Consider the following 25,781-nt stretch of genomic DNA (forward strand, 5'->3'; position numbering starts at 1 on the left):
AACTCCGCCCTCTTACCATATGGTGCCCAACGGTGTTACCGGGGTGGGGGGGGGGGGGTCCCCCCGCCCCCCCCCACCACTACACCGACCGGAACACGTACAGCGTCGCGGCGACGGCCGCGGCGGCGATGAACAGGAAGATCGTGCCGCTCAGCAGCGGCCTGCGGAACCAGGAGCGGCCGTAGTCCAGTGCGGCTCGGCCGGGGCCGGTGAACAGCAGGGCGAACGCCATCACGGCGAACGACGACTCCTGTTCCACGCCCGGTGCGCCGAAGAAGCCGCCGCCCCACTTCACGACGATCGCGTTGGCCATCACGCCGAGGATGCCCGCGGCCGCCAACGGCGTGAAGAGGCCGAGGATCAGGAGCGCGCCGCCGCCCAGTTCGGTGATGCCGGTGACCCACGAGAGGATCTTCGCCTCGCGGAAGCCGGACGTCTCGAGGAACTTGGCGAAGCCGTCGATGCCCGGTCCGCCGAACATGGCGAACACCTTCTGGAGGCCGTGGACGACGAACGCCGCGCCGAGGCCGACGCGCAGCACGAACAGGCCGAGGTCCGTGCCGCCGTTCCAGCCGAACACCCGGCGGCGGTCGTCCTCGTCCTCGTAGTGCGACGCGACCGGGTCGACCGGGGTGTAGCCGGTGTTGTCGAAGGACTTCGTCGTCGAGTCGAACGACTGCGTCCCGTCGTCGAAGTGGTGCACGCCACCGCCGGACCCGCTCGACAGGTAGAAGCCGTCGTCGGAATAGCCGCCTGCGCCTGCCGAGCGATCGTCGTGAGTAGCCACGACCCGGCACGATAGGAGACTACGACCCCGTTGGCGAGAGCCCATCCGCACCAGCGGGGGTCAGTAGTCGCCTTTCACCAGGTTGGCGGGCTGCTCACCGGCCGCGAAGCGGGCCACCTCGGAGGCCACGACGGCGTACCCGCGGCGGTCCGCGCCCGTGCAACTGCCCGCCGTGTGGGGCGTGAGGAACAGGCCGGGCGCGGTCCACAGTGGATGTTCGGCGGGCAGCGGCTCGGGGTCCGTCACGTCCAGCGCGGCGCGCAGGCGGCCGCTGGTCAGCTCGGCGAGCAGGGCGTCGGTGTCGACGACCGGGCCGCGGGCGGCGTTGACCAGGATCGCGCGGTCCGGCATCGCGGCGAGGAACTCGGCGTCGACCATGCGCGTGGTCTCGTCGGTCAGCGGGACGACGATCAGCACGGCGTCGTGCTCGGGCAGCAGCGCGGGCAGCTCGGTCATGCCGTGGACGCCGTCGCGGGCCGTGCGGCCGACGAGGGTGGCGGTCGCGTCGAACGGTTCGAGCCTGCGGCGGAACTGCTCGCCCAGGTCGCCCGCGCCGACGACGAGGACGCGCTTGTCCTGGAGGGTCTCGGTGACGTGGTAGTCCCAGCGGCGCTCCAGCCGGGCCGCCTCGAACACGGGGAAGTCGCGGTAGATCGCGATCAGCGCGCCGATCGCCCACTCCGCGGTGCTGCCGCCGTGCGCGCCGCGGCACGTGGACAGCAGCACGCCCTCCGGGACCTGCCCGACGAACCGCTCCGCGCCCGCGCTGAGCAGCTGCACGAGTTCGAGCCTCGGCAGCTGGGCGTAGACCTCGGCGGGGTTCGAGCCCTGGAGGAACTTCGGCACGAACACCCGCGCGTCCGCCGCTTCCGGCGGCAGCGGCTCGCCAGGCTGGTAGCGGACGGGGCGGACACCGTCCACGGAGGACAGCGCCGACACGCCGTAGTCATCGGGGACCAGCACGATGAGCGTCACGAGGTCACGCTACGGCACACTCCTCGCCATGCGGGAGCACGACGTCATCAGCGGGGACGGCACGCGGATCAGGGTGTGGCGCACCTCCACCGAGGGCCCCACCGTCCTGCTGTGCCCCGGACTGGGCACGACACCGGAGACGTGGCCGACGCTGCTGCTGCCGACGGCGGGCGTCCAGGCGCTGAGCTGGTACCACCGCGGCACGATGGGGTCGGCGCGGCCGGAGGACGAGTCGCGGATCGGGCTCGCCGACCACGTGGCCGACGCGCTGGCGGTCCTGGACGACGCCGGGGTCGAGTCGTGCGTGGTGCTCGGCTGGTCGATGGGCGTGACCGTGGCGGCCGAGCTGGCGCTGCGGCACCCGGAGCGGGTGTCCGGCCTGATGCTGGTCGCGGGCGCGCCGGGCGACTCCTTCGAGTCGATGCTCGGCATCTCCGGCCTGCCGTCGGAGCTGCGCCGGGCGATCGGCCTGACCGGCGCGAAGACGTTGCGCGCGGCGGGTCCGCTGCTGGACTTCGTGCTGCACCGGACGCCGATCAACGACGTGACCACGTTCCTGCTCCGGCACAGCGGGCTGATGCTGTCCTCCAGCGCGCCCGAGGCCGTGGCGGGGTCGATGAAGAGGTTCCTGCTGCACGACTGGAGCTGGTACTTCACCCTGGCGCTCGCGCTCGGCCAGACCCCTCGGCAGAACCTCGCGGGCGTGACGTGCCCCACAACGGTCCTGGCGGGCCGGTACGACGTCCTCGCGTCGCCGGAGAGCATGGCGGGCCCCGCGGGCGCGCTCCCCCAGGCACGGGTCAGGGTGCTGCCGACCAGCCACTTCCTGCCGTTGGAGGCGCCCGACGTGGTCGCCGACGAGCTGCTGCTCCTCGTCGACCGGGTCGACGCCGTGCACCGCGCCCTGTGCGACCTCGACCCGCCACCGCCGCTCACCTCGGGTTCACGGCGCCACGCCTAGTGTCAGCCCTCGTGTCACGTCCTCAGCGGGTGCTCCGCGCGGTGCTGGCGAGCACGGCCATCGGCCTGCTCGCGGCGGGCTGCGCGAGTTTCCCCGAGCAGCCGTCACCCGCGGGTTGGAGCGCGCAGCCGCAGCTCACGCCGCAGGCGGGCCCGACGCCGGAGATGCCGGGCGGCCTCCCGCAGGGCGGCGGCCAGCAGCAGGGCGGCCAGCCCCCGACGTCCGTGCCCCCGCCGGAGGGCTGCAAGGACTTCAACCCCGCCGTCGTGGCGACCTGCCTGAACCCCATCTCCGGGGTGGCGCTGATGGACGTGAACCAGACGACCGGCGTCGTGACGGCGCTGGCGACCGAGCGGACGACCGGCAAGCTGCTCAAGGTCAGCAAGGAGACCGACCCGGTCGAGGTCGCGAGCTTCGCCGTGGACGCCACGAGCGACGGCGGCCTCACGGGCCTGACGCTCTCGCCGACCTACGCCGAGGACCAGCTCGTCTACGTCTACCTGACCACCGACACGGACAACCGCGTCATGCGCATCGCCCCCGGCGACACGCCCAAGCCGGTCCTGACGGGCATCCCGAAGGGCCCGACCGGCAACCGCGGCGTGCTGGGCTACGACCGTGACGGCGCGCTGCTGGTCGCGACCGGCGACGCGGGCAACCCCGCCGCCGCGGCCGACCCGGCGTCGCTGGCGGGCAAGGTCCTCCGCATCGACTCGGCGGGCCAGCCCGCCAAGGGCAACCCCACGGCGGGGTCGGCGGTCATCGCCGCGGGCCTGCGCTCGCCCGGCGGCGTCTGCGTCTCCGCGGACGGCAGCAAGACGTGGGTCACGGACGCCACCGCGACCGCGGACGTGCTCTACAAGGTCGACGCGGGCAAGCCGCTGGGCACGCCCGCGTGGACGTGGCCGGACAAGCCGGGCGTCGGCGGCTGCGCGTCCCTGACGAACATGATGTGGGTCGCCACCTCGAACACGCCGGGCACGCAGATGATCGCGATGAACCCCGAGGGCAGCTTCACCGGCAAGCCGGAACCGTTCCTGGACAAGGAGAACGGCTTCGGCCGCATCGGCCCGCTCGTCGCGCTGGACGACAACACGGCGCTGGTCGGCACGGTGAACAAGGCGCCGGGCGGAGCCCCGATCTCCAGCGACGACCGCGTGGTCATCGTCGTCCGCGACAGCTCCGCGGGCGGCAGCAAGGACTAGCGGGCCCGCAGCCCGTTCACGACGAGCGCGCACACGCCGTCGAGCAGTTCGTCGCGGTCGGGCAGCCCCCACTCCCCCACGTGCGCGGGGTGGTGGAAGGACTGCGTCGCCTCGAACACGACCCGAGCCGTCACGGCCGGATCGTCGGCGACGAAGTCCCCGGCTTCGACCCCGGCGACGACGATCCCCTCCAACTGCCGCAACAACGCCACGACGTGCTCCCCGGTGGCGGCGGGACTCTCCTCGGCGATGACCCGGTACGTCTCGAACAACTCGGGTTCCCCGACAGCCGACCGCCGTTTCGCCTGGTAGAGCGCGACCAACCAGCCCCGCAACCGCTCCGGCGGTGCCAAGGTCGAGTCGTCCGCCACGGCGAGCTCGTCGAACACCCGCCCCAACCACCGCCGCGTCACGGCCTCGCGCAACGCGGCCTTGGAGGGGAAGTACCGGTACACGGCGGCGTGGCTGACACCCAACACCTTGGCGACGTCCACAACTGTCGCCTTCGACGACCCGTGCCGCCGCAACACTTCCTCGGTGGCCACCATGATCGCCTCGACGTCCAACACCGCCAGACCTTAACCCCCGCGTCACCGCTCGCTGTCGAGCAAGGCCATCAACGGCGCGGCATACCGCGTCCCCGCCACCGCCCCAACAGGCACGGCGGCTTCGATCGCGGCCAACTCCGCACCACTCAACACCAACCCACCAGCCACCACCGCGTCCGCGATCCGCCCAGGACGACTGGCCCCCACCAACGCGACGATGTCGTCCCCCTGCGCCAACACCCACGCCACGGCAAGCTGCGCGACCGTCACCCCCCGAGCCTCGGCCACCACCCGCAACCGCTCCACCAACGCCAGGTTGGCACCCAGGTTGTCCCCGTGAAACCACGGCAAGTGCCCAACCTCCCCACCCCCCGCGTACGCCCCGGTCAACAACCCGTGAGCCAGAACCCCATACGCCGTGATCCCCACCCCGAGTTCCCGGCAGACCCCCAGGATCGACCGCTCAACACCCCGGCTGAACAGCGAGTACTCGATCTGCAAATCCACGATCGGATGCACCGCACAGGCCCGCCGAATCGTCTCGACCCCCACCTCGGACAACCCGATGTGCCGCACCCACCCAGCCTCGACCATCTCCGCGATGGCCCCAACGGTGTCCTCGATCGGCACAGCGGGATCAAGCCGAGCAGGCCGGTAAACATCGATGTAGTCAGTCCCGAGCCGCTGCAACGAGTAGGCCAACGCACTCTTCACGTGCACTGGCCGCGCATCCAACCCGATGAACCGCCCAGCAGGATCCCGAAGCCCACCGAACTTGTCACTGATGACAACCCGCTCACGATCACCGTCACGCAAGGCCTGGCGGATAAGCCACTCGTTGTGCCCATTGCCGTAGAAGTCCGCAGTGTCGATCACCGCGATCCCGGCATCGATGGCAGCACGAATCGTCTCCACACCCACACCATCGGAAGAAGACATAGGCCCACACCCCAGGCCGACCGACGCGACAAGCGGACCACCAACACCAAGCCGTCTCATCTCCACACGCAAGACCGTAGCCGCGAACATGACAGGTTACAAGTCTTGAAACTTGTAACCGCCCAGGCGGGGAGACCACGACGGGACCGGCAGGGGGTTGGCAAGGGTTGGCGACCACGACAAGACCAGCAGGGTTGGCAAGAGCTAGCGACCACGACAAGACCAGCGGGGCTGGCAAGAGCTAGCGACCACGACGGAACCGGCGGGAGTGCAAGAGTTGGCGACTACGACAAGACCGGCGGAGGTGCAAGGATTGGCGCCTACGACAAGACCGGCGGGGTTGGCAAGAGTTGGCGACCACGACGGGATCGGCGGGGACTGGTGGGACCGTGGCCGATTTTATTTGGGGGATTTGCCCCTTACAATTGGAGATCGGGCAGAGCTTTCGGGCACTGCCTTTTGGCCCGATCAAGGGGCAAATCTAGGGGCCCCAAATCAAATCGGACACAGCACGCTGGAAGTCGAAGCCGCCCGGTGACCCATCTCGAAGCCGCGGCCGCCGATCAACCACGCTGGAACCGAAAGCCACCCAAGACCCGAGGGTCACCTCACCCAGACCCCAAGCACACGAACGGCCGCCGCAACGGATCGATCGCGATCGCGTCCGCCAACGCCACCGCCGGCGACGCCCCGGAAGCCAACCCCCGGTGGTAGTCCCCCATCGCCGCCGCGGCGGGCTCGTCCCCCACCCGACTAGACGCCGCGATCACCGTATGAGCCCCACTCGCCAGCATCGCCCCAGCGAACCCCAACGCCTCATCCCCCGGCCGAATGCGGTTCAACGCCAGCTCGCATGCCGCCAACACCACCTGCCGAGGCGGCCGACGCACCCGCCCCACCTCGTGCGCGAACAACGCCCCGTCCGCCAACTCCAACCGCGAGAACAACGCGTTCTCCGGCTCGTGCTCCCCGTGCGCCGCGATGTGGGCCAGTGTCACCCCGTCCAACGCCTCCAGCACCGTCCCCACCCGAGCCGCCTCACCCCCCAAAGCGGTGGCGTCCACGTGATAACCAGCGAGCTTGCCAATCTCCCCCTCGGCGGCCTGCAACCCCGGCCCCCGCACCAACAACACCCCACCCGCCGAATCCACCCCGGCCTGACTGGTGGCAAGCCAGGCGGTCGCCGAAGGCACCACGATCGTCGGCCGCGACTTGCACAACGCCAACACCCCCCACGGCACGACGTACAGCGGCCCGGTCGGCACGATCACCAACTCCCGGTCCCCGACGAACTCCGCCAACGGCTGGAGCAACTGCCGGTCCAACCGGTCCGCCTGCCGCCGCGCCGAGATGGAGATGACCTCCGCCAACGGCGCGGGCAGGTAGTCCGGGGCCAAGGCGTTCAGGTCGGCGTGCAACTTCAACGCCGCCTCGGTGGCTTCGGCGGCGGATCCCAGTCGCACCATCCGCACCCGGCCGCCCGCGATCACGACGGCCACCATCGCGTCGCCGGACGACGCGAAGCTGATCATCGCCCGGTCGCCCAGCTCGGCCGACACCTCCTTGATGTCGGCCACCGGCCGGGCCTTGCCCCACGGGCTGGCGCTCCAGCCGAGTCGCATGGCGTCGCGCTGGCTGGTGGCGTAGCGGGCTTCCAGCCTGGCCGTCGGGTTGCCGTCCAGCCTCGCCCGCAGCAGCGCTCGGCTGAGCTGCCGGACCTCGGCGATGCTGTCCACCAGCTCCGCGTCCACAGTGGACGCGACCGGCTCGTACCGGTACATCTGCGCACGGGTCCGCTCCAGCCAGGTGAACAGCCGCTTGGCGTCCACGGCGGACCCGGTGCCGTCGAGCACCAGCCGCACCGCCAGCTCACCCAGCTCACGGCCGTGCAGCGCGGTCCCGGACACCAGTTCCAGGCCGCCCATCTGGTCCCGCAGCCGCCCCAGCTCGGCCAGGCCCGCCTTGGCCTGGGCCAACGCCGCCCGCCGGTTGCCGGTGGCCAGCGCCAGCTCCGCGCGGCACAGCCGGAGCAGCATCCGGCGGTCGATCGGGCTCGTGCGGCGGGTGCCCGGCACGTTCCGCAGCAGCTCGGCGGCGCGGTCGAGGTTGCCCCGCCGCACCTCCACCCGCACGGCCAGCGCCTGCGCCACGGCGGCCTGGTCGCGCAGCTTCTGCGCGGACAGGCGTTCGGCCAGCTCCAACGCCCGGTCGACGACCCGCGCCGACGGGCGGGCGGTGTCCAACGCCCGCAGCACGTCCACCCGCAGCACGATCAACCCGGCGACCGCCGCCCACGCCGGGCTGCCGCGCCGGATCAGCTTGCGCTGGGCCGAGTTCGCCATCCGCTTCGCCATCGGCAGCTCGCCGTCGAGCAGCGCCGCCGCCGCGCGGAACAGCTCGGCCTCGGCGATGTCCTGCCCCACGCGCTGCTTCCGCAACTCCGGCAGCACCTCGTCCAGGTGCCGCCCGGCCTCGTCCACGAGCCCGACGCTGATCATCGCCTCGGCCTGGTCGATCCGCAGCCGCAGCAGCATCCCCGGCTCCAGCTCCTGGTACGCGCGGTTGGCGTCCTCGTAGCTGCGCAACGCCGCGGGCAGGTCGCCGGCGCGCTGCTGCACGTTGCCGAGCGCGTGGGTCGCGATGGCGGCGCTGATCGGGATCCGGTGCTCGGTCGACAGGTCCACGACGCGGTTGAGGTCGCGGGTCGCCTGCGTGATGCGGTGGAGCTCGCCGTAGGCGTTCCCGCGGTTGGTCAGTGCGACGACCAGCGACTTCACCACCGCGGCGACGTCGCCGACCCCTTCGGCGAGCCGCCGTTCGTGGTGGTCGACGTCGGAGTCGATGTAGGTGATGCCCTCCTCCAGCCTGCCGACGCGGAAGAGGAGGACCGCGCGGTTGCCGTCGAGCAGGCTGAGCAGCTCGTCGCGCTCCGGGAAGTCGTGGAACAGCGCCAGGTCCTCGCGCGCGCCGGACAGCAGGGCGAGGCCGTCGTCGACGTGGCTGGTCTCGGCGAGGCACCACGAGAGGGTGACCAGGAGCCGGGTGCGGACCTCGATGCGGGTGACGTCGTCCACGCTGTGGTGGTCGAGCAGCGCCAGTCCCCTGCGCAGCAGGGCGGCGGCCTTGAGGTGCTTGCCCGCCACCGTGGTGGCTTTGCCGGTGCGGTGGAACTCGCGCGCGCGGCGGACGAGCTCTTCGGGGTCCGCGGGGCGGGAGCCGCCTCGCGGCGCGCTCTTCGACGATGACGCAGGCACTAACATATAAGAGCACAAACGATAATCGGGCACTGACTGCCAGTCGGTGCGGAACCGTCCGGCGGCCAGTGCCCGATGGGCGTCACGCGGGTGGGGACTACTTCGCGGGCACCGGCTCGCTGTGGGTCTGGTACGGGCCGCCGTTCGGGATGGCGCCACCGCCGCCGCCACCGGGCACCGGGGTCGGAGCGGGCACGGGCTCGCCGTGGGTCTGGTACGGGCCGCCGTTGGTCTCGGCGCCGCCGTCGCCGCCCTCGGGCGGGGTGGTGTCGTCCAAGGCGGTGATCACGTCGTCGGCGAACTTGGGGTCGTTGTCAGCCATGGTTGTTCTCCCCTAACAACAGGCGACCCTTCCGGGTCGGTTACCTGATCCGGCATTTCATGATCATTCTCAAGCCCCCCGGCTTGATGAACGGCCTAAGCCTTACACAGATGGACGCATCTTCGATGAGTAATTTCACCCATTGCGACCAGAAATAAGACTCAGGTGAGGTCTGACCAGGACTGACGGCAGCTTGACGCGACAAGCACCACCCGTTCGGAGCAAGCCCATAACGCAGCGGAGGCGTTGTCCAGTCCGCATAAAAGCGGATCGGACAACGCCTCCGACGTGGAATACCGCTACGAGCAGCGGGCGATCACGAGTTCGCGCACGCGCTTCGCGTCCGCCTGCCCCTTGGTCGCCTTCATGACCGCGCCGACGATGGCCCCGGCCGCGGCGACCTTGCCGTCGCGGATCTTGTCCGCGACGTCCGGCTGCGCCGCGAGGGCCTCGTCGACGGCCTTCTCCAGCGCGCCGTCGTCGGACACGACCTTCAGGCCGCGAGCCTCGACGACCTGCTCCGGCTCGCCCTCGCCGTCCAGGACGCCGATGACGACCTCGCGGGCCAGCTTGTTGGTCAGCGCGCCCTCGTTGACGAGCGCGACGACCTTCGCCACCTGCGCCGGGGTGATGGGCAGCTCGCCCAGCTCCACGCCGCGGGTGTTGGCCTGCTGCATCAGGTACGACACCCACCACGACCGCGCCTCGACGGACGTCGCGCCCGCCTCGACGGTGGCCGCGACGAGGTCGATCGCGTCCGCGTTGACCAGGTCGCGCAGCTCGGCGTCGGTCAGGCTCCACTCGGCCTTGATGCGCTTGCGGCGCTCCGCGGGCATCTCGGGCAGCGTGAGGCGCAGCTCCTCGACCCACTCGCGCGACGGCGCGATGGGCACGAGGTCGGGCTCCGGGAAGTACCGGTAGTCCTCGGCGGTCTCCTTGCGACGACCCGCGCGGGTCGTGCCGGAGGCCTCCTCGAAGTGCCGCGTCTCCTGCACGATCTCGCCGCCCTCGGCGAGGATCGCGGCCTGGCGGGTCATCTCGAACCGCACGGCCCGCTCGACGCTGCGCAGCGAGTTGACGTTCTTCGTCTCGGTGCGCGTGCCCAGCACGCCGGAGTCCTTGGGGCTCAACGAGACGTTGGCGTCGCAGCGCAGCGAGCCCTGGTCCATCCGGACGTCGGACACGTCGAGCGCCTTGAGCAGGTCGCGCAGCGCGCTCACGTACGCGCGGGCCACCTCGGGCGCGCGCTCGGCCGTGCCGGGGATCATCTTCGTGACGATCTCGATCAGCGGCACACCGGCGCGGTTGTAGTCGAGCAGCGAGTGCTCCGCGCCGTGGATGCGACCGGCCGTGCCGCCGACGTGCAGCGACTTGCCGGTGTCCTCCTCCATGTGCGCGCGCTCGATCTCCACGCGGAAGATCTCGCCGTCGTCCAGCGTCACGTCGAGGTAGCCGTTGAACGCGATCGGCTCGTCGTACTGGGACGTCTGGAAGTTCTTCGGCATGTCCGGGTAGAAGTAGTTCTTCCGCGCGAAGCGGCACCACTCCGCGATCTCGCAGTTCAGCGCGAGACCGATCCGGATCGCCGACTCAACCGCCACGCCGTTCACGACCGGCAGCGCGCCGGGCGCGGCCAGGCAGACCGGGCACACGTGCGTGTTCGGCTCGCCGCCGAACTCGTTGGCGCAGCCGCAGAACATCTTGGTCTTCGTGTGCAGCTCGACGTGCACCTCGAGGCCCAGCATCGGGTCGAACCGCGTGACGACCTCGTCGTAGTCCATCAGGTCAGCAACGCTCGTCACGCTTTCCCGTCCTTCCGCAAACCTCGCACGGCCAGCGCCGCGCCGGTGATCGCGACGGCGATGCTGGCGGCCGCGTTGGCGAGCGCCAGCTTGTCCTTGTCACCCCTCGCGGTGCGCAGGGTGGAGAAGGCGCTCGCGGCGGCGGCGACCGCGCCGAGCAGGCCCATGATCCCTCGGGCTTTCCTCATCGTCAGATCCCTTCCAACTGCGGGACGCGCTGGATGAGCGGACCGCCCTGTGCCGCGTCGCGCGCGACCTCGTAGGCGGCTGCGACCCGGTACATGCGGTGGTCCTGGAGCGGCGGAGCCATGATCTGGAGACCGACGGGCAGGCCGTCGTCGGCGGACAGTCCACTCGGGACGTTCATCGCCGCGTTGCCCGCCAGGTTCGACGGGATGGTGCAGAGGTCGGCCTTGTACATGGCCATCGGGTCGCCGGAGCGCTCGCCGATCTTGAACGCGGTGGTCGGCGTGGTCGGGGAGACCAGCACGTCCACGGTCGCGAACGCGGCGTCGAAGTCGCGCGAGATGAGCGTGCGGACCTTCTGCGCCGAGCCGTAGTACGCGTCGTAGTAGCCGGACGACAGCGCGTACGTGCCGATCATGATGCGGCGCTTGACCTCGGGGCCGAACCCGGCGTCCCTGGTCAGGGCCATGACCTCCTCGGCGCCGTGCGTGCCGTCGTCGCCGACGCGCAGGCCGTAGCGCATGGCGTCGAAGCGGGCCAGGTTGGACGAGGCCTCGCTGGGCGCGATCAGGTAGTACGCGGGCAGCGCGTAGTCGAAGCTCGGGCAGGAGACCTGCACGACCTCCGCGCCCAGGGCGCGCAGCTGCTCGACCGCGGCCTCGAACGAGGCCAGCACGCCGGGCTGGTAGCCGTCGCCGCTGAACTGCGTGACGACGCCGACGCGGACGCCGGACAGGTCGCCGGACGCGCCTTCGCGGGCGGCCGCCACGACCGGCGGCACGGGGGCGTTGACGGACGTGGAGTCCATCTCGTCGTAGCCCGCGATGACCTCGTGCAGCAGAGCGGCGTCGAGGACGGTGCGGGCGCACGGCCCGGCCTGGTCGAGCGAGGAGGAGAACGCAACCAGACCGTAACGGGACACCGAGCCGTAGGTCGGCTTCACGCCGACCGTGCCGGTGACCGCGCCGGGCTGGCGGATGGAGCCGCCGGTGTCCGTGCCGATCGCCAGCGGGGCCTCGAAGGCCGCGAGCGCCGCGGACGAGCCGCCGCCGGAGCCGCCGGGGATGCGGTCCAGGTCCCACGGGTTGTGGGTCGGGCCGTACGCGGAGTTCTCCGTGGAGGAGCCCATCGCGAACTCGTCCATGTTGGTCTTGCCGAGGATGACCACGCCCGCCTCGCGCAGCCTGCGCGTCACGGTCGAGTCGTACGGCGAGTGCCAGCCCTCGAGGATCTTCGACCCGCAGGTCGTCGGCATCCCCTCGGCGACCAGCACGTCCTTGAGCGCCAGCGGCACGCCCGCCAGCGGCGACGCCACCGGGCGACCGGCGGCCACGTCGTCGTCGACCTGCTTGGCCGCGGCGAGCGCGCCCTCGGTGTCGACGTGCAGGAACGCGTTGATCCCCTTGTCGACGGACGAGATCCGGTCGAGGTGCGCCTGCGCGACCTCGACGGCGGAGACCTCGCCGCTGTGGATCTTGCCCGCCAGCTCGGCGGCCGTGCTGCGGATCAGGCTCATGCTTCCTCACCCAAGATTCGGGGCACGCGGAAGCGGCCGTCCTCGGCGGCGGGGGCGCCCGCGAGCGTCTTGGCCTGGCCGAGGCTCGGGCGCACCACGTCCTCGCGGAACACGTTGGTCAGCGGAACGGCGTGCGACGTCGGCGGGATGTCGGCGGTGGCGATGTCGCCCACCGCGGACACCGACTGCAGGATGACGTCGAGCTGACCGGCGAACAGGTCGAGCTCGTCGTCGGTGACGGCCAGCCTGGCCAGCTTGGCCAGGTGCGCGACCTCGTCGCGGGAGATGCTGGGCACCTCGTCAACCCCCGTGGGTCGGTAGTCGGATTCGTGGACTTCCCGAGTCTATTGCGAGGTCAGCACGGGCTTCGACCGGGTTGCCGGGGACCGCTGAACAGCGGGCGCGCGATTTTACCGGCCCGCAACTGTCGGACGAGAGTCGGAAAGCGATAGTTCGTCTGCGAGAATCACCGGTCGGCGGTAGCGCGTACCGCTCACCGAAACAGCTCGGGTGATCATCTCCCGCGCACTGAGCATGGAGGCGTTCACCGTGTCCTTCCTGATCCGGGTTCAACTCCCGGACCGTCCCGGCACGCTCGGCGCGGTCGCTACGGCGCTCGGCGAGATCGGGGCTGACATCCTCAGCGTGGACGTGGTGGAACGCGGCGGCGGTGTGGCGATCGACGACCTCGTGGTCGAGCTCCCGTCCGGACGGCTCCCCGACGTGCTCATCACGGCGGCCGAGTCCATCGAGGGCGTCGAGGTCGACGCGGTGCGCCCGTACGCGGGCGTGCTGGACACCCACCGCGAGCTGGAGCTCGTGGAGGAGGTGGCGGAGGAGCCCGCGAAGGGCCTCGCCGTCTTCACCGAGGGCGTCCCGAAGATCATCCGCGCGGGCTGGGCCGTCGTGCTCGGCCACGACGCGAAGGGCGTGCACCGGATCACCGCCAGCTCGGCGGCCCCGGAGACCCGCATGACGAACCCGCCGTGGTTCCCGCTCCAGCGCGCGACCGTGCTGGACGGCGAGGAGGACTGGGTGCCGGAGACGTGGCGGGAGCTGGGCACCGAGCTGGCCGCCACGCCGCTGGGCAAGCCGGACCGCGTGCTGCTCGTCGGCCGCCCCGGCGGGCCGATGTTCCGCGCCGCCGAGGTCGCCAGGCTGGCGCACCTGGCCGGGATCGTGTCGGTCGTGCTGCCGGATTGACCCTGACACCGTGTGAGGTCGTTGACTCGGGAGCGTCATGTTCAGCATCGGGGACTTCGCCAAGCACGGTCGTGTGTCGGTGCGCATGCTCCGCCACTACGACGAGATCGGCCTGCTGCGGCCGGCGCACGTCGACCGGTTCACCGGGTACCGGTCGTACGAGGGCGCGCAGCTGGCCCGGCTCAACCGCGTCATCGCGTTGAAGGACCTCGGGTTCACCCTCGTGCAGGTCGGGGCCATCCTCGACGAGAAGGTGGGCGTCGAGGCCCTGCGCGGGATGCTCCGGTTGCGCCAGGCCGAGCTGGAGGCGTCCATCGCCGCCGACCGCGCCAGGCTGACCAGCGTCGAGGCGAGGCTCCGAACGATCGAGAGGGAGGGCCTCATGCCTTCCGAGGACGTCGTGGTCAAGAGCGTTCCGGCCGTGCGGGTGGCCGAGTTGAGCGGGGTGGCGGGCGGGTTCAGCCCGGAGCACATCACCCCGGTGATCGGGCCGCTGTACGAGGAGCTGATGCGGCGGTTGGAGGCCGCGGGGGTGACGCCGACCGGGCACGGCCTGGCGTACTACCGGCACCTGCCGGACGGGGTCGAGGTGCACGCGGGCGTCGAGGTCGGCGCGTCGGTGGTCGGAGCGGACTTCGACGTGGTGGACCTGCCCGCGTACGACAGCGTGGCGACGCTGCTGCACCGCGGGTCGATGGACGAGGTGATGCCGGACGTCCAGGCGCTGGCCCGGTGGATCGACGACAACGGGTACCGGACGCTGGGGCCGTCGCGGGAGCTGTACCTGGAGCTGCCGGAGGACAAGGCGCTGTGGGCGACGGAGTTGCAGGAACCGATCGGTCCGGCGTAGTTCGCGCTCCCGGCCTGGGTGCGCGGGTCCGGCCTAGCGCGGGGCTCGTGCGCGGAGGGTGCGCAGGGCGAGGGTGACCAGGGCGGCGTTGTCCGGGGCTTCGGTGCCGTCCGGCAGGTGGAGGGTGTCCTCCAGACCTACGCGGGTGTCGTGCTCCAGGCGGGCGGCGTAGCCGAGGACCGGCCACGCGCCGTCGTCCTCGCCGTGCAGCAGCACCGGCAGCCCCAGCGGCTCCAGGAGGCGCAGCAGCGCTTCCGCGCCCGGAACGGGGTCGGCGTCCGCCCGGACCTCGGCCAGGACCCTCCTGGAACCCGGCGGCGGGCCGTTCGCGACGAGCGCGCGGGCGGCCCGCTCGTCGAACACCCCGAGCTCGATCCTGATCCCGGCCCGGTGCAGGGCGGCGCACACCTCCAGCCAGCCGTCCTCGTGGACGTTGACCGACGCGACGTCCGGCCGCCCCGCCGCCAGCCCGGCCCACCCGGCGACCAGCTCCGCGCGCCGAACCGGGTCGGGCTGGATCCACGCGCCGGTCGTCACGCCGATCTCCACACCGGGCACCGCGGCCCGCACGACGGACACCGCCGTCGCGACCTCCGGACCCGCGAGGACCTCCAGGCCGACGAGGTCGCGCGGGTGCAGGTGGAGGGACGTGACGCCGAGCGCCACGACCGCGGCGGCGTCGGCGGCGAGCTGCGCCGGGGAGATCGGGAGGGCCGGGTGGGAACCGAGCGGGCGAGCGCCGTTCAGGCAGGCTTGCAGCACGAGGACCACGTAACCACAGGCGTTCGCTCCGCGCTGCGAGATCCGCGGAAGGCGGTGACAATCGGCGCGCACCATCGGGCTCGGTACCAGGAGGACGCTGGACATGGCTGTTTCGGTCAACCTCGACTCGCTGCTGGACAAGGCGTACGAGAACAAGGCGCTCACGGACATCCTCGACGCGCCGGTGGCGGCGCTGTCCGGGGTCAGCGAGGGCGACGCGGAGAAGTTGAAGGCCGCTTTCAACATCAAGACCGTGCGTGACCTGGGCACGAACAAGTACTTCCGGGCCGCCGTGACGTTGCTGGACCTGGAGAAGAACTCCGGCTGAGGGCCACACTTGCGGGTGAACCCGGCGGTCGTAGTTGAATACGATCATGCCGACGCTCACCACCGAGATGCTTCAGCACAAAGCGGGCGCGAAATCGTTCTGGCGCGGGCTCGGCTACCGCGATTCGGTGGTCGAGCTGCGCGTGCTGCGCCGACACGTGTCGGCGCGGGTCGAGGGCGCGGACTCGTACGCGGTGGAGCTGGCGTGGCGCGAAGGACAGCTGGCGGGCGAGTGCTCGTGCCCGTACGGCGAGCAGGGGTTCTTCTGCAAGCACCTCGTGGCGGTCGGTCTGGTGCTGCTCGACCGGGGCCACGAGGTGCCGCCCGCGGACGCGGAGGACGTGGAACTGCGGCTGCACCTGCGGACGCTGGACCACGAGCGGCTGGTGGAGCTGCTGTACCACCAGGCCGGGCGGGACCGGTCGCTGTACGAGCTGATCTACGACTCGGGGTCAGGCGAAGCCGCTGAGGCGGCCCATGGCGTCGAGGAACGCGGACATGTTCGCTAGCTTCTCGGGCTGGTACTCGGCGATGCGGCGCTCGGCGTGCGCGGTGACCTCGCCGATGCGGGTGGTCAGGTCGTCGTGGGAGACGACGATGATCGAGTCGGTGTAGGGCTCGTCGACGCCGATCGTGAGGTCGGCGAACACGTCACCCGGTTCGAGGAGGTCGGCCAGCTCGGGTCTTTCCTTCCCCTGGAGGCCAGACAGGAGCCGGTCGCGGTCCTGGACCGCGAAGACCGTGACCTCGGCCGTGGCGTCGCCGAGGGTGGCGCGGAGCAGGGCGACCAGGTCGGACGGGGCGTGCAGGTCGAACACGCCGGCATGCGCCGCGTGCTCCCGTTGCCACGGGGTGGGCTCGGGGCGGAACGGCACGCAGGCCCGGCCGGGCACGAAGCCCTGGTCACGGGCCTCCACGTCCGGGGCACCCGCTTCGACGCCGTACTCCCAGTCGACGAAGACCGGGTCACGCCCGAGGATGCGGGTCGCCTCGTCGCGGTAGTAGGTCGGGATGGCGAACCGGTGACCGCCCTCGGTGAGCCGCCACACCAAACCGAGGTAGACCGCTATCTCCTCGCAGTTGACGTTGTTGACCGCGTACTCGGTCATCGGCGTGCGGGCGAGGAGAACGCCGTTGTCGGTCCACTCCTCGAACAGACCCTCCCAGGGGTCGTCGAGGGGGAGGTCTTCGCCGGGGAGGTAGGCGTAGCGGTGCAGATCGCCAAGTCGATCACTCTCGAAGCGGATCACGGGGACGATCCTAGGCGCGAGGGGTGGGCGGGGTGGCGGTCGGTGGGGGGAACGATCGATCTACGGCCTTGGGGGAAGTCGTTGTGGGACAACGTTTTCGATGTGCCGAGGTGGCGCGTGCGGGCGAACCCCCGAGTGCGCCGAAGTCACGACCTGGAGCCTGCCCCGCGAGTGGCGAGGTGGGTGGCCCACACCGAGGTCCGACAACGGCCGCAGACCGACCGTTCGCACCGGTCGGCACAGCAGCCCCGGCTCGACCGAAGGCACTGCGACCCGCCGTGGCCGCAGCACCGGCCGGCATGGCGGCCCCGGCTCGACCGAAGGCACTGCGACCCGCGGTGGCCGCGGCACCGGTTGGCACAGCAGCCCCTGCTTGGTCGGGGCGCTGCGACCGTGGTGGCCGGAACACCGGTCGACACAGCAGCCCCGGCTTGGTCGGGGCGCTGCGACCAGTGGCGGCCAGCGTGGCGGTTCCGTTGTGGGCGGGGGTCAGGTGTCCAGGTCGAGGCTGAAGGCGAAGGCCAGCAGGGGGAGGTCCGGGACCGGCCGCCAGTCGCGTTCCGGCAGGCGGTGGAAGCCCAGGCGGGTGTAGAGGCGGTGGGCCGCGGTCATCTTCTCCGAGCTGCTCATCACCACGTGGGTGATTCCCTGCTCTTTCGCCTTGGCCAGCACGGCTTTGACGAGGCGCCCGCCCACGCCCTTGCCCTGGGCCTTGGGCGAGACGGCGAGCATGCGGAACTCGAGTTCACCCGGTTTGGAGACCTCCGACCACGGGGTGTCCGGGTACACGATGGTCACCGTGCCCAGCACCTCGTCGTTCTCCACCGCCACCAGCAGTTCGGCCTCGGTGGCGCGGGTGGCGGCGTTGGCCAACTGGTCCGCGTAGCCGCCCGCGTGGGAGTCGATGTAGCCGTCCGCCAAGTAGGCGGCGACGGTGATGCGGCCCGCCTCCTCCCACTCCTCCGGGTGGGCCGGGCGGATGACGATGTCAGGCATCGGACTCCTCGTCTGCGCCGATCGTGGCTACCTCGGTCGCGGCGTCCGGGCCTTCCCGGAGGAGGGTGCGGAAGCCGTTCTCGTCCAGCACGGGGACCTTGAGCTGGACGGCCTTCTCGTACTTGGAGCCGGGGGCGTCGCCCACGACCACGAACGCGGTCTTCTTCGACACCGAGCCCGCGGCCTTGCCGCCCCTGGAGAGGATGGCCTCCTTCGCCTCGTCACGCGAGAAGGTCTCCAAGGAGCCCGTCACGACGATGGACAGCCCCTCCAGGTTGCGGGGGATGCTGGTGTCGCGGCTCTCCTCCATGCGCACGCCGGACTCGCGCCACTTGCGCACGACGTCCTGCCGCCACGGCGTCTCCGCCCACTCGCGCACGGCCAGCGCGATCGTCGGGCCCACCCCCTCGGCCGCCGCCAGCTCCTCCTCGGACGCGGTGGCGATGCGCTCGATCGAGCCGAACTCCTGGGCCAGCGCGCGGGACGCGGTGGGACCGACGTGCCGGATCGACAGCGAGACGATGATCCTCCACAGTGGACGCTGCTTGGCCACTTCGAGGTTGTCCAGGAGCTTCTGCGCGTTGGCCGAGAGGACGCCGTGCATGGTGCGGAACAGCTCCACCTCCAGCAGCCGCGTGGCGTCCAGGGAGAACAGGTCGCCCTCGTCGGTGTACGCGTCCGAGTCGGCCAGCGCGACCGCCGCCTCGTAGCCGAGCACCTCGATGTCCAGCGCCGACCGGCTGCCCAGGTACGCCAGGCGCTCGCGCAGTTGGCCGGGGCACCCCTGCGCGTTGGGGCAGCGGATGTCGACGTCGCCCTCCTTCATCGGGCGCAGTTGGTGGCCGCACTCGGGGCAGATCAGCGGCATCACGAACGGGTGCGCGTCGGCGGGGCGGACGTCGATCACCGGCCCCAGCACCTCGGGGATCACGTCGCCCGCCTTGCGGATCACGATGCGGTCGCCGATCCACACGCCCTTGCGCTCCACCTCGCTGGCGTTGTGCAGCGTGGCGCGCGCGACCGTCGAGCCCGCGACCTTCACCGGCGTCATCACCGCGTACGGGGTCACGCGGCCGGTGCGCCCCACCTGGACCTTGATGTCCAGCAGCGTGGTGGTCGCCTCCTCCGGCGGGTACTTGAACGCGATGGCCCACCGCGGCGCGCGCGACGTCGTGCCGAGCCTGCGCTGGAGGGACACCTCGTCGACCTTGATCACGATGCCGTCGATCTCGTGCTCGGCGTCGTGCCGGTGCGCGCCCCAGTGCTCGACGTGCTTGGCGACCTCCTCGAACGACTCCAGGACCTTGGTGTGCGTCGACACCGGCAGCCCCCACGCCCGCAGCGCCTCGTACGACTCGGACTGGCGGCTGGGCTCGAAGCCCTCGCGCTTGCCGATGCCGTGGCAGATCAGCAGCAGCGGCCTGCTGGCAGTGATCTTCGGGTCCTTCTGCCGCAACGAGCCCGCGGCGGTGTTGCGCGGGTTCGCGTACGGCGGCTTGCCCGCCTCGACGAGCTTCGCGTTCAGCTCCGCGAACCCCTCCACCGGCATGAACACCTCGCCACGCACCTCCACCAGCGCGGGCACGGGGTACTCCGCCGTGCCCGTCAGCCGCTGCGGCACGGACGCCATCGTGCGCACGTTCAGCGTCACGTCCTCGCCGGTGCGACCATCACCCCTGGTCAGCGCCCTGACGAGCTTGCCGTCCTGGTACAGCAGGTTGATCGCGAGCCCGTCGATCTTCAGCTCGCACAGGTAGTGCGTGGTGCCGCTGAACGCCTTCTCGATCCGCTCGAACCACCCCTGGAGCTCCTCCAGGTCGAACACGTTGTCGAGGCTGAGCATCCGCTCGAGGTGGTCGACGGCGGTGAACTCGGTGGAGAACGTGCCGCCGACGCGCTGCGACGGCGACTCGGGGGTGACCAGGGACGGGTGCGCCGCCTCCAGCGCCTCCAGTTCCTTCAGCTGGGCGTCGAACTCGCCGTCCGTCACGGTCGGTGAGTCGAGCACGTAGTACCGGAACTGGTGGCCCAGCAGTTCCTCCGCGAGGGCGGCGTGGCGCTCGCGGACGTCGGTGGGCACGTCCTCGACGCCCTCGGCGTCCGCTGAGCTGGGGTTGAGATCCTCGGTGCTGGTCACGGGTGGAGCGTATCGAGCGGCACCGACAATTTTCGACTACGACCCCGAGGAGGGCGGTTCGTCCACACGGGCTAGTGAACGGACCAGTTCCCGCAGCTCCAAGAGGTCGATCGTCTCGGCGGGCTCCTGCGCGGCCGTCTCGACCCGCCCCAGCCACTCGCCCGCGAGCCGTTCACCGAGGGTGACGTCCAGGGGCAGGAACGTCATCGCCCGCCGCGCCTCCTCCCCCAGCTCGGCCAGCTCCGGGTGGTACACGGCCACGTCCACGGCCCCGTCGGTCACCTGCGCGACCACCCGGAAGTCCCCGAGCCGCAGCCGGTGCCCCGCGAGGTTCACCGTCACGTCGGTCGGGTCCGGCACCGGCGGCACGGAGTCGTGGTACTCCCAGATCATGTCCTCCGGCGGCGCGGCGGCGATCCACGCGTCGGTGTACGGCCGCGGGCCGGGGGCCTCCTGGCCGCTCAGCACCAGCGCGTAGATCGCCCGCTGCCCCCGTTCCAGCGAGAAGTGCAGGTCCGGGTGCAACGCCGCCACCAGCTCGCACAGCTCGTTCTCGACCCGGTGCGGCTCGCCGTCGCCGAGCGCCGCGCTCACCCGCGGCAGCAGCTCGAACCACCGCTGCCAGAACGCCACGGCCAGCTCGTGCGCGTTCGGCAGGTGCGCGGGCGGCAGGGGTTCGGGACGACGACGGCGGAACCAGCTCATGCGCCCCATTCAACCCCGTGCGCGGGTCACCGGAGGTGGGAACGCAGCAGGTCGCGGTTGAGCTGGGCGATCGTGGTGAGCGGGATGCCCTTCGGGCAGGCCGGGACGCACTCGCCCGCGTTGGTGCAGCCGCCGAAGCCCAGGTCGTCGTGGGTCGCGACCATGTCGGCGGCGCGGCTCCAGCGTTCCGGTTGGCCCTGCGGGAGCGCGCCGAGGTGGGTGGCCTTGGCCGCGGTGAACAGCATCGCCGAGCCGTTCGGGCAGGCCGCCACGCAGGCGCCGCAGCCGATGCACGCCGCCGAGGTGAACGCGGCGTCGGCGGCCTCCTTGGGCACGGGGGCGGCGTGGGCGTCCGGCGCGCTGCCGGTCGGCACGCTGATGTACCCGCCGGACTCGACGATCCGGTCGAGCGCGGACCGGTCGACGACGAGGTCGCGCAGGACCGGGAACGCCTTGGCGCGCCACGGTTCCACGGTGACCGTGTCGCCGTCCGAGAAGTGCCGCAGGTGCAGCTGGCACGCCGTCGTGGCCTTCTCCGGGCCGTGCGCGGCCCCGTTGATCATCAGGCTGCACGCCCCGCAGATGCCCTCGCGGCAGTCGTGGTCGAACGCCACGGGCTCCTCGCCGCGCACGACGAGCGACTCGTTGAGGACGTCCAGCATCTCCAGGAACGACATGTCCGGCGACAGGTCGTCCATCGGGTAGGTGACGAGCGAGCCGGTCGGGCCGGACTGCCGCCAGATCCGCAGGGTCAGCTTCACTTGTAGCTCCTCGTGCTGGGTCGCACGTGCTCGAAGTCCAGGTGTTCCTTGTGCAGCACCGGTTCGCCGCCGGTGTGCTCCCACGCGGCCACGTAGCTGAACGCCTCGTCGTCGCGCAGCGCCTCGCCGTCCGGGGTCTGGCTCTCGGACCGGAAGTGGCCGCCGCAGGACTCGGTGCGGTGCAGCGCGTCCACGCACATCAGCTCGGCCAGTTCGAGGAAGTCGGCCACCCGCCCGGCCTTCTCCAGCTCCTGGTTCAGCTGCTCCCCGGTGCCGGTGACCTTGACCCGCCGCCAGAACTCGGCGCGCAGCTCGGGGATGCGGTCGAGGGCCTTGCGCAGACCGGCCTCGTCGCGTTCCATGCCGCACTCGTCCCACATCAGCCTGCCGAGTTCGCGGTGGAACGACTCGGCGGTGCGGTCGCCCTGCACGGCCAAGAGCGCGGCCACGCGGTCCTCGACCTCGATCGTCGTCGCCGTGAACGCGTCGAACGGCCCGTCCGCCAGGTAGTCGCCGATGGTGGTGGGCAGCACGAAGTAGCCGTCCGCCAGGCCCTGCATCAACGCGCTCGCGCCGAGCCGGTTCGCGCCGTGGTCGGAGAAGTTGGCCTCGCCGACGACGAACAGGCCGGGGATCGTGCTGCGCAGGTCGTAGTCGACCCACAGGCCGCCCATCGTGTAGTGCACGGCCGGGTAGATCCGCATCGGCGCGGTGTACGGGTCCTCGCCGGTGATCCGCTGGTACATCTCGAACAGGTTGCCGTAGCGGGCTTCCACGACGTCCCGGCCGAGCCGCGCGATGGCGTCCGCGAAGTCCAGGTACACGCCGCGGCGCTCGTCGGAGATGTTCTTCGCGGCCCGCGAGGCGATGTCGCGCGGCACGAGGTTGCCGAAGCTCGGGTACATCCGCTCCAGGTAGTAGTCGCGCTCGGCTTCCGGGATCTCGTTGGGCGGGCGCGGGTCGTCCTTCACAGCGGGCACCCACACGCGGCCGTCGTTGCGCAGCGACTCGCTCATCAGGGTCAGCTTCGACTGGTGCTCGCCGGAGATCGGGATGCACGTCGGGTGGATCTGGGTGAAGCACGGGTTCGCGAACAGCGCGCCCCGCCGGTGGGCCCGCCAGATCGCGGTGGTGTTGCAGCCCTTGGCGTTGGTGGACAGGTGGAACACGTTGCCGTAGCCGCCGGTCGCGAGCACGACGGCGTCGGCCGTGTGCGCGGAGACCTCGCCGGTGACCAGGTCCCGCACGACGACCCCGCGCGCCCGGCCCTCGTGCACGACCAGGTCCAGCATCTCCGTGCGGGGGAAAGAGGTCACGGTCCCGGCGGCGATCTGCCGGGCCATCGCCTGGTACGCGCCGAGCAGGAGTTGCTGCCCGGTCTGGCCGCGGGCGTAGAACGTGCGGGAGACCTGCGCGCCGCCGAACGACCGGGTGTCCAGCAGCCCGCCGTACTCGCGGGCGAACGGCACGCCCTGTGCCACGCACTGGTCGATGATCCGCACGCTCAGCTCCGCCAGCCGGTGCACGTTGGACTCGCGTGACCGGAAGTCGCCGCCCTTCACCGTGTCCTGGAACAGCCGCCGCACGCTGTCGCCGTCGTTGCGGTAGTTCTTGGCCGCGTTGATCCCGCCCTGCGCGGCGATGCTGTGCGCCCGGCGCGGGCTGTCCTGGTAGCAGAACGACGTGACGCGGTAGCCGAGTTCGCCCAGCGAGGCCGCGGCGGACGCGCCCGCGAGCCCGGTGCCGACGACGATCACGGACAGCTTCCGCTTGTTGGCCGGGTTGACCAGCCGGGCGGAGAGTCGTCGCTGCTCCCAGCGGTTCTCGATGGGCCCGGCGGGGGCCTTGGTGTCGGTGATGGGGGTGCCTTCGGTGTACATCAGCTCACCACTCCCAGGAAGACGGCGGCGGGAACGGACAGGTAGCCCGCGCAGATCACGCCCGCGACGACCAGCGCGATGGACCGCGAGGTCGTGACGCCGAGGCTCTGCAACGCGCTCCACACGCCGTGGCGCAGGTGCAGGCCGAGCGCCAGGACGGCGATCGTGTACGCCAGCACGACGTACCAGAGCCGGAAGTCGGCGACGAGGTTGTTGTAGACCTCGCCCTGGACGCCGTGCGGGTTGGCGACGCCCGCCGTGAGGTCGAGCAGGTGGTAGACGACGAAGAGGGCGATGACCACGCCGCCCCAGCGCATCGTGCGCGCGGCGTAGCTCTGCGGACGGCGGCCGTGCTCGTAGCCCTGCGGCCGTGCCTTGCGGGCGCGGCGGGCGAGTTGGACGGCCGCGACCATGTGCAGGCCGACGACGATGACGAGCCCGAAGCGCAGCGGCCAGACGATCCCGATCTCGCGCAGCCAGGCGGCGTAGCCGTCGATCGCGGCGGGGCCGGAGAAGATCGCCAGGTTGCCGACCATGTGCCCGACGACGAACAGCAGCAGGGCCACGCCGGTGACCGCCATGACGGCCTTCTTGCCGACCGTGGACCGGTACAGGCGGAGTGTTTGCACGTCAGCGACGCTAGGCCCGGTTTCGACGAGTCGTCCAATACATCGAAAGTCTGGTTTCGATAGCCTGCGACTATGACCCTCCAGCAGCTCGCGTACTTCCTGGCCGTGGCCCGGACGCGCCACTTCACCCGCGCCGCGGAGGAGTCGCATGTGGCGCAGCCCTCACTCAGCAAGCAGGTGCAGGCCCTCGAACGGGAGCTGGGCGCGGAGCTGTTCACCCGAGCGCGCGGCAACGTGGCCCTGACGCCCGCGGGCGAGGCGCTGCTGCCGATCGCGCTGCGCATCCTGTCCGATGTGGACACCGCGCACCTGGAGGTCGCCGAACTGGTCGGGCTGCGCAGCGGCCGGGTGCGCGTCGGCGCGCCGCCGAGCCTGTGCGGATCGCTGTTCGCCGACGTCCTGAAGCGCTACCACGACGCCTACCCCGGAATCCGGCTGCTGGTCACCGAGTCCGGCTCCCGCGACCTGGAGCGGGACGTCACGGCGGGGGCGCTGGACCTCGCGCTGGTGATCGTGTCGCCGAGCATGTCGCTGTCCGCCGTGCCGCTGCTGTCGGAGGACCTGGTCGTCGCCTCCGCCGCCCCGCTGGGCAAGGAGCGCGTGCGGTTGAGCGACCTGCGCGACGAGCCGATGGTGATGTTCCGCGAGGGCTACGACCTGCGCGAGACCACCGTCGCCGCCTGCCACGAGGCCGGGTTCGCGCCGCGGTTCTCCGTCGAGGGCGGCGAGATGGACGCCGTGCTGCGGTTCGTGGAGGCCGGGTTGGGGATCGCGCTGGTGCCGTCGATGGTGCTGGCCACCCGCCCGCTGCTGCACGGGACGCCGCTGGTCGCGCCGGGCATCAAGCGGACCATCGCGCTGGCCCACCGCACGGACGTGGCCCCGACCGGCGCGGCGCGGGCGTTCCGGTCGGTGCTGTCCGGGTACCTGCGCGGCGCGGAAATGCCGTCGGGGGTTCGGCTGCTGGAGCACTAGGGTGCGCCGCGTGCTGATTCGACGCGAAGTGCCCGCCGACGTGGACGCGATCCGGACCGTGACCGAGGCGGCCTTCGCCGCGCGCCCCGCGGGCGAGGAACGGCTGGTGGACTGGCTGCGGGCCGACGAGGGCTGGCTTCCGGCGTTGTCGCTGGTGGCGGTCGCGGACGGGGTGGTCGTGGGGCACGTGGTGTGCACGCGGGCCACTGTGGACGGTGCCCCGGCGCTGGGCTTGGGACCGTTGAGCGTTCTGCCGACGCACCAGCGGGCGGGCGTCGGGAAGGCGCTGGTGCACGCCGTCCTGGGGGCGGCGGACGCGCTGGACGAGCCGCTGGTGGTGCTGCTCGGGAGTCCGGAGTACTACTCGCGGTTCGGGTTCCGGCTGGCGTCGGAATACGGGATCACGCCGCCGGTGGCCGAGTGGTCCCCGCACTTCCAGGTGCGGACGTTGAGCGCGTACCACGAGGGCCTGCGCGGCGCGTTCCGCTACTCGGAGCCGTTCGACCGGCTCTGACTACCCTGGGAGTCCCCCACAGCGAGGAGTCCAGGGTGTTGTCCGTCGACCTGCACGGGGTGTTCCGGAGTGATCGGGACATCGACAGCGCGATTCGGGCCGCGCTCTTCCGGGCGAAGCGGGAGGGGCAGGACGTCGTGGAGATCATTCCCGGCAAGGGGTCCGGGACGTTGCGGAAGCGGGTGTTGGCGGTGTTGGGGCAGCCACACCTGAAGAAGCTCTACCGGCGGTTCGAGGTCGACCCGAACAACGAGGGCCGGGTGCTGGTGCACTTCCGGTGAGGTGGCCGCTCGGGAG

General features: G+C 71.2%; 27 protein-coding genes. 9 read left to right on the forward strand and 18 right to left on the reverse strand.

The genetic code is table 11. The features are described 5' to 3' along the window. Nucleotides 1-79: 79 nt before the first annotated feature. Nucleotides 80-787: a DoxX family protein gene (locus ACFWW9_RS23740; RefSeq protein WP_390381796.1), complete on the reverse strand. Its 708-nt coding sequence runs from the start codon at nucleotides 785-787 to the stop codon at nucleotides 80-82. A 60-nt stretch (nucleotides 788-847) separates the two neighbouring features. Then, nucleotides 848-1,762, reverse strand: a complete 915-nt coding sequence (locus ACFWW9_RS23745; protein ID WP_390381799.1) for a 2-hydroxyacid dehydrogenase — start codon at nucleotides 1,760-1,762, stop codon at nucleotides 848-850. A gap of 28 nt (nucleotides 1,763-1,790) precedes the next feature. On the opposite strand from ACFWW9_RS23745, the gene ACFWW9_RS23750 reads away from it, so the two are divergent. Continuing rightward, complete coding sequence (locus ACFWW9_RS23750; protein ID WP_390381802.1) at nucleotides 1,791-2,723, forward strand: alpha/beta fold hydrolase; 933 nt, start codon at nucleotides 1,791-1,793, stop codon at nucleotides 2,721-2,723. Between the two features lie 11 nt (nucleotides 2,724-2,734). After that, nucleotides 2,735-3,928, forward strand: coding sequence for a PQQ-dependent sugar dehydrogenase (locus ACFWW9_RS23755; RefSeq protein WP_390381805.1), 1,194 nt, complete (start codon nucleotides 2,735-2,737; stop codon nucleotides 3,926-3,928). Here the strand turns inward: ACFWW9_RS23755 and ACFWW9_RS23760 are convergent. The 8 genes from ACFWW9_RS23760 to gatC all read right to left on the reverse strand — a co-directional run bounded on the left by ACFWW9_RS23760 (nucleotide 3,925) and on the right by gatC (nucleotide 12,791). Then, on the reverse strand, nucleotides 3,925-4,497 hold the full coding sequence (locus ACFWW9_RS23760) for a TetR family transcriptional regulator (protein ID WP_390381807.1): 573 nt from the start codon (nucleotides 4,495-4,497) through the stop codon (nucleotides 3,925-3,927). The genes ACFWW9_RS23755 and ACFWW9_RS23760 overlap by 4 nt on opposite strands. Before the next feature lie 21 nt (nucleotides 4,498-4,518). Continuing rightward, the gene (locus ACFWW9_RS23765; protein ID WP_390381811.1) at nucleotides 4,519-5,391 is read right to left on the reverse strand and encodes an aldo/keto reductase; all 873 of its coding nucleotides are present in this window, start codon (nucleotides 5,389-5,391) and stop codon (nucleotides 4,519-4,521) included. A 632-nt stretch (nucleotides 5,392-6,023) separates the two neighbouring features. Next, nucleotides 6,024-8,675: a CHAT domain-containing protein gene (locus ACFWW9_RS23770; RefSeq protein ID WP_390381814.1), complete on the reverse strand. Its 2,652-nt coding sequence runs from the start codon at nucleotides 8,673-8,675 to the stop codon at nucleotides 6,024-6,026. Nucleotides 8,676-8,766: 91 nt separating this feature from the next. After that, nucleotides 8,767-8,991, reverse strand: a complete 225-nt coding sequence (locus ACFWW9_RS23775) for a hypothetical protein (RefSeq protein ID WP_390381817.1) — start codon at nucleotides 8,989-8,991, stop codon at nucleotides 8,767-8,769. A gap of 299 nt (nucleotides 8,992-9,290) precedes the next feature. After that, entirely contained in the window at nucleotides 9,291-10,793 is a 1,503-nt protein-coding gene (gene gatB / locus ACFWW9_RS23780) for an Asp-tRNA(Asn)/Glu-tRNA(Gln) amidotransferase subunit GatB (RefSeq protein WP_390381820.1), read from the reverse strand. Continuing rightward, nucleotides 10,790-10,981, reverse strand: coding sequence for a hypothetical protein (locus tag ACFWW9_RS23785; protein WP_106188147.1), 192 nt, complete (start codon nucleotides 10,979-10,981; stop codon nucleotides 10,790-10,792). The genes gatB and ACFWW9_RS23785 overlap by 4 nt, the downstream gene beginning before the upstream one ends. A gap of 2 nt (nucleotides 10,982-10,983) precedes the next feature. Further along, complete coding sequence (gene gatA, locus ACFWW9_RS23790; protein WP_390381823.1) at nucleotides 10,984-12,495, reverse strand: Asp-tRNA(Asn)/Glu-tRNA(Gln) amidotransferase subunit GatA; 1,512 nt, start codon at nucleotides 12,493-12,495, stop codon at nucleotides 10,984-10,986. After that, entirely contained in the window at nucleotides 12,492-12,791 is a 300-nt protein-coding gene (gene gatC / locus ACFWW9_RS23795; protein WP_330881548.1) for an Asp-tRNA(Asn)/Glu-tRNA(Gln) amidotransferase subunit GatC, read from the reverse strand. Before gatC ends, gatA begins: the two co-directional genes overlap by 4 nt. Before the next feature lie 253 nt (nucleotides 12,792-13,044). Here gatC and ACFWW9_RS23800 point away from each other — a divergent pair, with 253 nt between their 5' ends. Next, nucleotides 13,045-13,698 carry an ACT domain-containing protein gene (locus ACFWW9_RS23800; protein WP_390381866.1) on the forward strand — a complete coding sequence of 218 codons (654 nt, stop codon included), beginning with the start codon at nucleotides 13,045-13,047 and terminating at the stop codon, nucleotides 13,696-13,698. Nucleotides 13,699-13,735: 37 nt separating this feature from the next. Next, nucleotides 13,736-14,548, forward strand: coding sequence for a MerR family transcriptional regulator (locus ACFWW9_RS23805; protein ID WP_390381826.1), 813 nt, complete (start codon nucleotides 13,736-13,738; stop codon nucleotides 14,546-14,548). Between the two features lie 33 nt (nucleotides 14,549-14,581). On the opposite strand, the gene ACFWW9_RS23810 is transcribed toward ACFWW9_RS23805, so the two are convergent. Continuing rightward, nucleotides 14,582-15,415: a 3-keto-5-aminohexanoate cleavage protein gene (locus ACFWW9_RS23810; RefSeq protein WP_390381829.1), complete on the reverse strand. Its 834-nt coding sequence runs from the start codon at nucleotides 15,413-15,415 to the stop codon at nucleotides 14,582-14,584. Here ACFWW9_RS23810 and ACFWW9_RS23815 point away from each other — a divergent pair. Next, nucleotides 15,414-15,638, forward strand: coding sequence for a hypothetical protein (locus ACFWW9_RS23815; RefSeq protein WP_315932748.1), 225 nt, complete (start codon nucleotides 15,414-15,416; stop codon nucleotides 15,636-15,638). The two genes, ACFWW9_RS23810 and ACFWW9_RS23815, sit on opposite strands and share 2 nt — an antisense overlap. 46 nt (nucleotides 15,639-15,684) lie before the next feature. Further along, entirely contained in the window at nucleotides 15,685-16,146 is a 462-nt protein-coding gene (locus ACFWW9_RS23820; RefSeq protein WP_390381833.1) for an SWIM zinc finger domain-containing protein, read from the forward strand. On the opposite strand, the gene ACFWW9_RS23825 is transcribed toward ACFWW9_RS23820, so the two are convergent. The 7 genes from ACFWW9_RS23825 to ACFWW9_RS23855 all read right to left on the reverse strand — a co-directional run bounded on the left by ACFWW9_RS23825 (nucleotide 16,090) and on the right by ACFWW9_RS23855 (nucleotide 23,995). After that, entirely contained in the window at nucleotides 16,090-16,887 is a 798-nt protein-coding gene (locus ACFWW9_RS23825; protein ID WP_390381836.1) for a hypothetical protein, read from the reverse strand. The two genes, ACFWW9_RS23820 and ACFWW9_RS23825, sit on opposite strands and share 57 nt — an antisense overlap. A 489-nt stretch (nucleotides 16,888-17,376) precedes the next feature. Then, nucleotides 17,377-17,883 (reverse strand): GNAT family N-acetyltransferase, encoded by a 507-nt coding sequence (locus tag ACFWW9_RS23830; RefSeq protein WP_390381839.1) that lies wholly within the window; start codon nucleotides 17,881-17,883, stop codon nucleotides 17,377-17,379. Continuing rightward, nucleotides 17,876-20,020: an NAD-dependent DNA ligase LigA gene (gene ligA / locus ACFWW9_RS23835; protein ID WP_390381842.1), complete on the reverse strand. Its 2,145-nt coding sequence runs from the start codon at nucleotides 20,018-20,020 to the stop codon at nucleotides 17,876-17,878. The genes ACFWW9_RS23830 and ligA overlap by 8 nt, the downstream gene beginning before the upstream one ends. A gap of 36 nt (nucleotides 20,021-20,056) precedes the next feature. Beyond that, the gene (locus ACFWW9_RS23840; protein WP_390381844.1) at nucleotides 20,057-20,725 is read right to left on the reverse strand and encodes a hypothetical protein; all 669 of its coding nucleotides are present in this window, start codon (nucleotides 20,723-20,725) and stop codon (nucleotides 20,057-20,059) included. Between the two features lie 26 nt (nucleotides 20,726-20,751). Beyond that, the gene (locus ACFWW9_RS23845; protein WP_390381847.1) at nucleotides 20,752-21,486 is read right to left on the reverse strand and encodes a succinate dehydrogenase/fumarate reductase iron-sulfur subunit; all 735 of its coding nucleotides are present in this window, start codon (nucleotides 21,484-21,486) and stop codon (nucleotides 20,752-20,754) included. Then, the gene (locus ACFWW9_RS23850) at nucleotides 21,483-23,366 is read right to left on the reverse strand and encodes a fumarate reductase/succinate dehydrogenase flavoprotein subunit (protein WP_390381850.1); all 1,884 of its coding nucleotides are present in this window, start codon (nucleotides 23,364-23,366) and stop codon (nucleotides 21,483-21,485) included. The genes ACFWW9_RS23845 and ACFWW9_RS23850 overlap by 4 nt, the downstream gene beginning before the upstream one ends. Next, nucleotides 23,366-23,995 carry a succinate dehydrogenase cytochrome b subunit gene (locus tag ACFWW9_RS23855; protein WP_390381853.1) on the reverse strand — a complete coding sequence of 210 codons (630 nt, stop codon included), beginning with the start codon at nucleotides 23,993-23,995 and terminating at the stop codon, nucleotides 23,366-23,368. Before ACFWW9_RS23855 ends, ACFWW9_RS23850 begins: the two co-directional genes overlap by 1 nt. A 72-nt stretch (nucleotides 23,996-24,067) precedes the next feature. On the opposite strand from ACFWW9_RS23855, the gene ACFWW9_RS23860 reads away from it, so the two are divergent. Genes ACFWW9_RS23860 through ACFWW9_RS23870 form a run of 3 tightly spaced genes read left to right on the forward strand, consistent with a single transcriptional unit; the run spans nucleotide 24,068 to nucleotide 25,765 of the window. After that, on the forward strand, nucleotides 24,068-24,970 hold the full coding sequence (locus tag ACFWW9_RS23860) for a LysR family transcriptional regulator (RefSeq protein ID WP_390381856.1): 903 nt from the start codon (nucleotides 24,068-24,070) through the stop codon (nucleotides 24,968-24,970). A gap of 10 nt (nucleotides 24,971-24,980) precedes the next feature. Continuing rightward, complete coding sequence (locus ACFWW9_RS23865; protein ID WP_390381860.1) at nucleotides 24,981-25,484, forward strand: GNAT family N-acetyltransferase; 504 nt, start codon at nucleotides 24,981-24,983, stop codon at nucleotides 25,482-25,484. Nucleotides 25,485-25,519: 35 nt separating this feature from the next. Next, entirely contained in the window at nucleotides 25,520-25,765 is a 246-nt protein-coding gene (locus ACFWW9_RS23870; protein WP_390381863.1) for a Smr/MutS family protein, read from the forward strand. Nucleotides 25,766-25,781: the final 16 nt, after the last annotated feature.

It is taken from the genome of Umezawaea sp. NPDC059074 (assembly GCF_042738955.1).
Lineage (GTDB): Bacteria > Actinomycetota > Actinomycetes > Mycobacteriales > Pseudonocardiaceae > Umezawaea.

Coding starts and splice junctions, on each gene's coding strand:
- ACFWW9_RS23750 (WP_390381802.1), top strand. CDS start 1,791: ATGCGGGAGCACGACGTCATCAGCGGGGACGGCACGCGGATCAGGGTG.
- ACFWW9_RS23770 (WP_390381814.1), bottom strand. CDS start 8,675: ATGTTAGTGCCTGCGTCATCGTCGAAGAGCGCGCCGCGAGGCGGCTCC.
- ACFWW9_RS23775 (WP_390381817.1), bottom strand. CDS start 8,991: ATGGCTGACAACGACCCCAAGTTCGCCGACGACGTGATCACCGCCTTG.
- ACFWW9_RS23785 (WP_106188147.1), bottom strand. CDS start 10,981: ATGAGGAAAGCCCGAGGGATCATGGGCCTGCTCGGCGCGGTCGCCGCC.
- gatA (WP_390381823.1), bottom strand. CDS start 12,495: ATGAGCCTGATCCGCAGCACGGCCGCCGAGCTGGCGGGCAAGATCCAC.
- ACFWW9_RS23805 (WP_390381826.1), top strand. CDS start 13,736: ATGTTCAGCATCGGGGACTTCGCCAAGCACGGTCGTGTGTCGGTGCGC.
- ACFWW9_RS23815 (WP_315932748.1), top strand. CDS start 15,414: ATGGCTGTTTCGGTCAACCTCGACTCGCTGCTGGACAAGGCGTACGAG.
- ACFWW9_RS23810 (WP_390381829.1), bottom strand. CDS start 15,415: ATGTCCAGCGTCCTCCTGGTACCGAGCCCGATGGTGCGCGCCGATTGT.
- ACFWW9_RS23820 (WP_390381833.1), top strand. CDS start 15,685: ATGCCGACGCTCACCACCGAGATGCTTCAGCACAAAGCGGGCGCGAAA.
- ACFWW9_RS23830 (WP_390381839.1), bottom strand. CDS start 17,883: ATGCCTGACATCGTCATCCGCCCGGCCCACCCGGAGGAGTGGGAGGAG.
- ACFWW9_RS23840 (WP_390381844.1), bottom strand. CDS start 20,725: ATGAGCTGGTTCCGCCGTCGTCGTCCCGAACCCCTGCCGCCCGCGCAC.
- ACFWW9_RS23850 (WP_390381850.1), bottom strand. CDS start 23,366: ATGTACACCGAAGGCACCCCCATCACCGACACCAAGGCCCCCGCCGGG.
- ACFWW9_RS23860 (WP_390381856.1), top strand. CDS start 24,068: ATGACCCTCCAGCAGCTCGCGTACTTCCTGGCCGTGGCCCGGACGCGC.